The organism is Pseudomonas sp. TE24901 (assembly GCF_054058375.1).
Genome location: NZ_JBSSAF010000021.1, coordinates 65333 through 73625, shown reverse-complemented (window position 1 = coordinate 73625; position 8293 = coordinate 65333). Strand labels below are relative to the sequence as shown.

The 8293-nt window shown below is 64.0% G+C and carries 6 protein-coding genes; 4 read left to right on the top strand and 2 right to left on the bottom strand.

The window, feature by feature from the left end:
* Window positions 1–53: 53 nt before the first annotated feature.
* Window positions 54–1673 carry a pyoverdine maturation tyrosinase PvdP gene (pvdP, locus tag ACVWVP_RS29115; RefSeq protein ID WP_178924904.1) on the bottom strand — a complete coding sequence of 540 codons (1620 nt, stop codon included), beginning with the start codon at window positions 1671–1673 and terminating at the stop codon, window positions 54–56.
* 142 nt (window positions 1674–1815) lie between these two features.
* Between pvdP and pvdM the strand changes: the two genes are divergently transcribed.
* From pvdM to pvdO, 3 genes are read left to right on the top strand one after another with little or no spacing between them, the layout of a single operon-like run.
* Window positions 1816–3165: a pyoverdine-tailoring dipeptidase-like protein PvdM gene (pvdM, locus tag ACVWVP_RS29110; RefSeq protein ID WP_457409489.1), complete on the top strand. Its 1350-nt coding sequence runs from the start codon at window positions 1816–1818 to the stop codon at window positions 3163–3165.
* Between the two features lie 19 nt (window positions 3166–3184).
* The gene (pvdN, locus tag ACVWVP_RS29105; protein ID WP_457409487.1) at window positions 3185–4453 is read left to right on the top strand and encodes a pyoverdine-tailoring periplasmic protein PvdN; all 1269 of its coding nucleotides are present in this window, start codon (window positions 3185–3187) and stop codon (window positions 4451–4453) included.
* Window positions 4454–4485: 32 nt separating this feature from the next.
* Window positions 4486–5358 carry a dihydropyoverdine dehydrogenase gene (pvdO, locus tag ACVWVP_RS29100; RefSeq protein ID WP_457409485.1) on the top strand — a complete coding sequence of 291 codons (873 nt, stop codon included), beginning with the start codon at window positions 4486–4488 and terminating at the stop codon, window positions 5356–5358.
* Between the two features lie 242 nt (window positions 5359–5600).
* On the opposite strand, the gene ACVWVP_RS29095 is transcribed toward pvdO, so the two are convergent.
* A complete protein-coding gene (locus tag ACVWVP_RS29095) occupies window positions 5601–6428 on the bottom strand; it encodes a N(5)-hydroxyornithine transformylase PvdF (protein ID WP_259175722.1) in 828 nt (275 codons plus the stop codon).
* 199 nt (window positions 6429–6627) lie between these two features.
* Between ACVWVP_RS29095 and ACVWVP_RS29090 the strand changes: the two genes are divergently transcribed.
* Window positions 6628–8280 (top strand): cyclic peptide export ABC transporter, encoded by a 1653-nt coding sequence (locus ACVWVP_RS29090; protein ID WP_178925977.1) that lies wholly within the window; start codon window positions 6628–6630, stop codon window positions 8278–8280.
* Window positions 8281–8293 lie beyond the last annotated feature (13 nt).

Here is an 8293-nt window from a genome sequence, read left to right as displayed (position 1 = left end):
ATTCAGGTTTTTTTGAGCGCTCCCACGATAAAGCGTGGGAGCGATCGAATGACTCACTTGAGCTTCAAGTTGCGTGCATACCACGGCCGTTTCGGCACACGCTTGAACAAGCCCTTGAGCACGTCTTCATCGGCGCCAAAGGTAATGCGCAGGGCCAGCTTCATGACCTCCGGGTCCATCTCCATCGACTTGCCCACCTGCAGCCCGGGGGTGGTGCTGCAACCGTGGGTGTCCGGGCCCAGCCAGGGGTCTGCCACTTCCACCCAACGGCCCGGGGCGAACCAGGCGACGCCGTTGACCTCCAGCCGGCTGACCTCGCCCGGGTTGAAGCGCTCGTGGGCGCGGAACCAGTCTTCGATGCGGTCGTCGATCCAGCCGTGGAAGTGCCAGAACACCGGGTTTACGTGGGAAGAAAACGGGTCGCCAAGGAAGTCGTTCTCAGCCGCGTACCAGCGGGCGGCGAAGTCCGCGGGGTCGCGGGCAAAGGGCACCGGGCCGCCGTTGGACGGGTCGCGGGGCACGGAGGCCCAGCGCATGTGCAGCCAGTCGTGCAGGCCCAGTTCCATCTCGGAGCCCAACTGGCCCAGGGTCAGCTTGGCCAGGTAGCGCGGGTCGCGGTATTGGGATTCCCACACCTGGAAATTGCTGTGGTAGGTCTCGGCGGCCTTGATGTCGCTGACCCACTGGGTGTAGTCCGCATCGTCGGGGGCTGACCAGGTGGGTGGCAGGGCAAAGCCGTCGCTGTTGTCGAAGTAGCGCACGAAGCCCAGGCGGTCACGCTCCAGCGCCGGCTGCGGTTCGGGAAACTGCGGCCAGGACGGCAGGTCTTGCATGGAGCGCGCCGTGCCGAGCATGTGGCGGTGCATGAAGAAGAAGTCGATGCCCGAGCCGTTGCGGTCCTTGCGCTTGCCCCGGGCGTCACGCTCCTGGCCACGCGGGCCGGGTTGCCAGCCAATGCCGCGCAGGGCCTCGCGTTTTTCTTCGGTGAGTTTGTGCCATTGATCGCGGGAGGCGTGCCACAGCTGATGGAACAGGCGGTGCTCGGGGGAAATCAGCCAGGCCAGCAAGGTCGGGTTGAGGCCGATGCGCTGGCGGGCTTCGGGAAACAGCTGTTTGTGCGCAACAAAGCGGTTGTCACGCTCGGTCAACGCCAGCGGGCGGTCGAGGTCGAGGATCTGCCCGCTGAGGGTGCCGCTGCCAGCGTTGCCAAACTCGCTCCAGACTTCGTCGAGGGTCATCTTGAATTCATAGGCAGGCTCACCCGCCGCCGCATCGCGGTCGATCAACCGCCAGTAGAGCACCGCGCCATCGCCCGTCAGCAGGTCACCCAGTACACGGTAGCGCGGCTCACCTTCGGCGCGCAGGTTGGCCCCAGTGTCCAGATAGCCACGCAGGCCACGGCCCCGGGGGGCGATGTCGAGCAACAGTTCAAGGCCTTCGAGCGGCAAACCCTTGAGCCCCGCATCGCGGCCTTCCAGGCGCAGGCTCCAGACACCCCGCAGCGTATTCGCCAGGTGCTGGCCACGGGTGTCGGCAAGGTCAACCGTGGCCTCGCCGGGGGTGATCGGGAATTCTTCTTCACGCGTCAGCTCGCGATGGGCATAAAGGGCCGCTGGCACGGCTGCGCCCGTCAGCGCCAGGCCTGCGATGAACCCACGTCGAGAGATCGTCATTGTCTACCTTAGGAAACGGCTTAATCAGAGCTAGAACGTTTGCAGCCCGGTGAAATTTACCGGCGTGGCGCCGCCACCTAAATTTCCCCTGCCATCGCTCGTTCTTCCCTGATAGCAAAGGCCTCAACTGACTGAGATGGCAATGACAAAACCACGTTCGAAAAAGGCGCTGTTCATCGGCCTGCCATTGGCATTGGCCATCGGTGCCGGTGCGGGTTTCCTGGCCTGGGACCATTGGTTCCGTGGCAATGCCGGCTACCCGCTGGAAGTGATCAAGCAGGCCAACGAGATGCAGGATCGCCTGCTGTCGTTCGACAGCCACATCACCGTGCCCCTGGATTTCGGCACGGCCGGGAACGAAGCCGACAAGGACGGCAGCGGCCAGTTCGACCTGGCCAAGGCAGCACGCGGGCGCTTGTCGGGGGCGGCCCTGACGATTTTCGGCTGGCCCGAGATGTGGAACGGCCCCAACGCCCCGCACAAGCCCACCGACGGTTTTGTCGAAGAGGCCCGGCACCAGCAGGAGGTGCGCTACAAGATCCTCTCGGGCATGGTGCGCGACTTCCCCAACCAGGTGGGCATTGCCTATACACCGGATGATTTCCGTCGCCTGCATGGCGAAGGCAAGTTCGCGATCTTTATCAGCATGCTCAACGCCTACCCCCTGGGAGACGACCTGAACCAGCTGGACCTGTGGACCGCGCGCGGCATGCGCATGTTCGGCTTCAGCTACATCGGCAACAACGCCTGGTCCGATTCGTCGCGCCCGCTGCCGTTCTTCAACGACTCGCCGGACGCCCTCGACGGTTTGTCGAACATCGGCAAGCAAGCGGTGCATCGCCTGAATGACCTGGGGGTGATCATCGATGTGTCGCAGATGTCGACCAAGGCGCTGGAGCAGGTGGCGCAGTTGAGCCGCACGCCGATGGTCGCGTCCCACTCGGCGCCGCGTGCGTCGGTGGATATCCCGCGCAACCTCAGCGACAAGGAACTGCAGCTGATCAAGAACAGCGGCGGCGTAGTGCAAGTGGTGGGCTTCCCGGCTTATCTGCGCCCGCTGAGCCAGCCGACCCAGGACAAGCTCAACGCCCTGCGCGCACGTTTCGACCTGCCTCCCCTGCCCAACCTGGCCATGGCCTTGATGCCAGGTGACGCGATCATCAGCGCCTGGCCCGAGCAGAAGTTCGGCCAGTACGCCCAGGGGCTGTACGCCATCCTCGAAGAGGAACCCAAGGCCAGCCTCAAGGATTGGGGCGATGCGATTGATTACACCGTGCGCAAGGTCGGCATCGATCACGTCGGCATCGCGTCGGACTTCAACGACGGCGGCGGCCTGCAGGGCTGGGAGAACGTCGGCGAGGTACGCAACGTGACGGCCGAACTGATCCAGCGCGGCTACTCCGAAGCCGACATCGCCAAGCTGTGGGGAGGCAACTTCCTGCGAGTGTGGGACCAGGTACAAAAAGCCGCCAAACCCTTGGCCAATCGCTAATCACCCACGAAGTGTGTCCATGACCGACCGCCGTACGTTTCTCAAGCAGGCCGGCGTATTCGCCGCCAGCCTGCCGTTGCTCCCTCAGGCATTGGCCGCCGCGCCAGACCTTGCAGCAAGCTCGCCATGGACAGGGCTCAAGCAGCTGTTCAACCAGGACCCGGACTACCTGCACTTCTCCAACTTCCTGGTGGCCTCGCACCCCAAGCCGGTGCGCGAGGCCATCGAGCGTTATCGCCTGCAAATCGACCGTAACCCGGGTCTGGCGATGGACTGGGGCCTGGAGGAAACCTGGAAACGCGAAGGCCAGGTGCGTGAATGGGCGGGTCGCTACCTGAACGCCACGCCAGCGCAGATCGCCCTCACTGGCAGCACGTCTGAAGGCCTGGCGATGATTTATGGCGGGATCAAGGTGCGTGCCGACCAGGAAATCCTCACCACGGTTCACGAGCATTACGCCACCCAGAACGTGCTGGATTTTCGTGTGGCCAAGGAAGGCACACAGGTGCGCCGGATCACGCTGTTCGAAGACACCCAACACGTTTCCGCCGATGAAGTGCTGGGCACTATCGAGCGCAGCATCCGCCCCAATACCCGAGTGCTGGGCATGACTTGGGTGCAGTCCGGCAGTGGCGTAAAGCTGCCGATCGGCGAGATCGGCAAGCTGGTGCAGGCACTCAACCGCAATCGCGACGACAAGGACCGCATCCTCTATGTGGTCGATGGCGTGCATGGCCTCGGCGTGGAAAACCTGGACTTTCCGGACATGCACTGCGACTTCTTTATTGCCGGCACCCACAAATGGATGTTCGGCCCGCGCGGCACCGGCCTGGTCTGCGCCCGCGACAGCGAGAACAAATACGTCACGCCGATGGTGCCGACCTTTTCCGAAGACACCAACTTCGCCACCACCATGACTCCGGGCGGCTACCACGCGTTCGAGCATCGCTGGGCGGCGGACGAAGCCTTCAAGCTGCACTTGCAGTTGGGCAAGGCGCAGGTGCAGGCGCGCATCCATGCACTCAACACTGAACTCAAGAGTGAGCTGCTGACGCGGCCCAACATCGAACTGGTCACCCCGCGCAGCCCCGAGCTGTCGGCCGGGTTTACGTTCTTTCGGGTCAAGGGCCAGGACAGCGAGGCCGTCGTCGCGCACATGATGAAAAACCGCGTGGTGATCGATGCGGTGGACCGCGACGTTGGTCCTGTGATCCGCACCTCCCCCGGCCTGCTGAACAGCTCGGATGAGATCCATCGCTTCATGACCCTGCTGAGCCAGCGGCTATGAACCCCTTTTCTTCCTTTGAACGAGGCGCCCACATGATCCCCTCCCGACTCAAACCCTTGGCCGCATTGACGCTGACCGCGCTGTGCGGCGCCTGGCTGCCAGGCCTGGCCCAGGCGGCGACGCCGCAACCGGGCAAAGTCTTCAAGGACTGCAAGGACTGCCCGGAAATGGTGGTGCTGCCCGCTGGCACCTTCACCATGGGCACCCCGGAAGATGAAGTCGGCCGCGAGCCCGACGAAGGCCCGATGCATGAAGTGACCTTCGCCAAGCCGTTTGCCATGAGCCGCTTCCACGTCACCGCAGGCGAATGGGACAGCTATGTGCGCCAGACCGGGGTCAAGATCGCCGATGGCGACACCCGCCCGGGCCGCGAGTGCATCGCCAGCAAGCCGCGCTACCCCCAGGGGCCGCGCCAGCCGGCGGTATGCATGGACATGGACGACATAAAGAACTACGTGGCCTGGCTGTCGAAAAAGACCGGGCAGAAGTACCAGATGGTCAGCGAAGCCCAGCGTGAATACGCCGCACGCGCAGGCACCACCGGGCCGTTCCCGTTCCCGTTTGATGCGGGCAAGGGCTACAGCATCGCCGAACATGCCAACACCTACGGCCCGGCGGACGGCTACAGCTTTTCCTCGCCGGTCGGCAGCTACCCGCCGAACGCGTTTGGCATGTATGACATGCACGGCAACGTGTACGAGCGGGTGGCTGACTGCGAACACCCCAACTACATCGGCGCGCCTACCGATGGCAGCGCGTGGATGGAGCCGAACTGCGAGAGTTACCAGATTCGGGGCAATGATTGGGGTGAGGCGCCGGTGTTTTCGCGCTCGGGTAATCGCAACAACATCTACCCGCAGACGCGCGGGGACTGGATTGGGTTTCGCGTAGTGCGCGAACTGTAAACACCTCCCCTTGTAGGAGCCGGGGGGGGGGGGGGGGGGGGGGGGGGGGGGCCACCACCCCCCCCCCCCCCCCCCCGGGGGGGGGGGGGGGGGGGTGGGGGTGTGGGGGGGGGGGGGGGGCGCGGCCCCCCCCCGACCCCCCGCGCCTGCCCCCCCCCCCCCGCGGGGGGGGGGGGGGGGGGGTGGGGCCCCCCCCCCCCCCCCCCCCCCCCCCCCCCCGGCTCCTATAGGGATGGGGTTGTTCAGGCCTGTTTGGCCAGCAGTTCCAGGCCTTCGTGCAGCGCCGGGAACAGGCTGTTGTTGAAGTTGTTCCAGCGCAGTTCGAGGATGGTGTCTTCCGGGGAAATCTCGGTTTTCAGCACGTCGTGGAACACCTCGCCCGAGTCGATGCCATTGTCCACGTAGTGGAACGAGGCGCCGGTGAGGTACAGCGGCTCGCACGGTTTGGTTTCCTTGGTCGCCCAGTCCACCACCGCCTGGCCCCGTGCGCCGTACAGGGCGTTCCAGGTGGCGTACGCGCCACGACGTTCGTAAGGCGATTCGATACGGGTGATGCCCGGGTGGATGTTCATGATGCGCCGCGCAAACGGCGCGCCCGGGCGCACCAGCTCATCGAGGATCACCAGCAAGCCATCGAGCACCACGATGTCTGCCTTCAGTTCCACCAGGGTGTCGTACAGCCGGCGTTCGAAATCCTGTTTGCCGGCGATATGCTCGGCGCTGCCCCGTGGCAGGCGGCGGTAGGTGGACGGCACGCTCAATAGCAAGTCGTTGACCAGGTTGCCCTGCACCCGCAGGTCGGCGGGGTACAGCCACTGGCGGCCCGGCTGGTAGGCAAAGCCATAGTCCTTGACCAACTGCTGATCGCGCGGGTTCTGCTCGTCATCGTCGTACACCACGCCCACCAGGTTGTAGGCCTGGCCCAGCGGCGTGTCGTTGAGCGACCCCACCAGAAACTCCAGCACCGATTTCATGTAGCGCTCATGGTCCTTGTAGGCCACTGGCTGCCCGGCCTTGTCGGCGGCGGCATTTCTCAGGGACCAGACATACACCAGGTTCTTTTTCGTCATTGTTTCGCTCTCGCTGGATGAACTGCGCGCGGCCTTGATGCACGTGCGCCTACAGAACAAGAACGAACCAGCCCCCCGCCGATTTATCCACCACGGCCACCGCCTGGCACATCGCGCTAAATACTCGCCCCGGCGCTTCGTTTGTCATGGGTAAGGGTCTGTGTGCCCAGCCCCATTTTTCACTCTCCGGGATGTATTTATGACCAACCCCAAACGCGGCGCCTTCCATGGCCTGCTCGCCCTGCTCAGGCCTTTTCGTGCCATCGTGACGGTTTCCGTCGCCCTCGGCATGGTCGGCGGCCTGGCCATCACGTTGCTGCTGGCCACCATCAACAATGCCCTGCACTCGGCCAACGGCATGACCCAGGGCGTGGTCCTGACCTTTGCGGCGCTGTGTGTGGTGGCACTGGTCAGTTCGATCATTTCGGACATCGGCACCAATTACGTCGGGCAACGCATCATTGCCGCCCTGCGCAAAGACCTGGGCGAGAAGGTGCTGTCGGCGCCCATCGGGCAGATCGAGCGCTACCGCTCCCACCGGCTGATCCCGGTGCTGACCCATGACGTCGACACCATCAGCGACTTTTCCTTCGCGTTCACGCCGCTGGCGATTGCCGCCACCGTGACCCTCGGTTGCCTGGGCTACCTGGCCTACCTGTCGGTGCCGATGTTCCTGATGATGGTGGTGGCAATCATCATCGGCAGCGCCGTGCAGTTCATTGCCGGTGGCAAAGGCATCCAGGGGTTCGACCTGGCGCGCACCCACGAGGATGAGTTGCAGCGCTACTACAACGCGATTGCCTCCGGCGCCAAGGAACTGCGCATGCACCGGCCGCGACGCTTTCGCATGAACACCCACCGCATCCAGGAAACCGCCGACCGCATCAGCGATATCCAGGTGCGTTCGGTGAACATCTACATCCTGGCCAAGACCTTTGGTTCGATGCTGTTCTTTGTGGTCATCGGCCTGGCATTGGCGATGCAAGCCTACAACCCCAACCCGGACCCGACGGTGATCACCGGTTTCGTGCTGGTGCTGCTGTACATGAAAGGCCCACTGGAACACTTGCTGGGTTATCTGCCGGTGGTGGGCAAGGCGAAGATTGCCTTTGGCCGCATCAGCGAGCTGTCCGAACGTTTCTCGTCGCCTGAGCCGCACCTGTTGATGGACGACAGCGAAGCACCCACGCCGGTGGTCAACAGCCTGGAACTGCGCGAGGTGAGCTACAGCCCACCGGCCGTGGAAGGCAGCGCGCCCTTCCACCTGGGGCCGATCAACCTGAGCATCAAGCAGGGCGATATCGTGTTTATCGTCGGCGAAAACGGCAGCGGCAAGACCACGCTGATCAAGCTGCTGCTGGGCCTGTACCCGCCCCACTCCGGTGAAATCCGCCTCAACGACGAGGCCGTGAGCGCGCCGGATCGCGATGATTATCGCCAACTGTTCACGACCATCTTCTCCGACTACTACCTGTTCGATGACCTGGTGCAGGGCAGCGCCACGCAGTCGCTGGACAGCGCCGCCAAGTACCTGGAGCGCCTGGAGATCGCGCACAAGGTCAGCGTGAAGGATGGGGTATTCAGCACCACTGACCTGTCCACCGGCCAGCGCAAGCGCCTGGCCCTGGTCAACGCCTGGCTGGAAGAACGCCCGGTGCTGGTGTTCGACGAATGGGCCGCCGACCAGGACCCGGCGTTCCGCCGCATTTTCTATACCGAGCTGCTGCCGGACCTCAAGCGCCTGGGCAAGACCATCATCGTGATCAGCCACGACGACCGTTATTTCGACATCGCCGACCAACTGGTTCGCCTGCGTGCCGGGCAAGTCGTGCACGCGATGGAACCGGCGTGAATTTTGTTTTCCG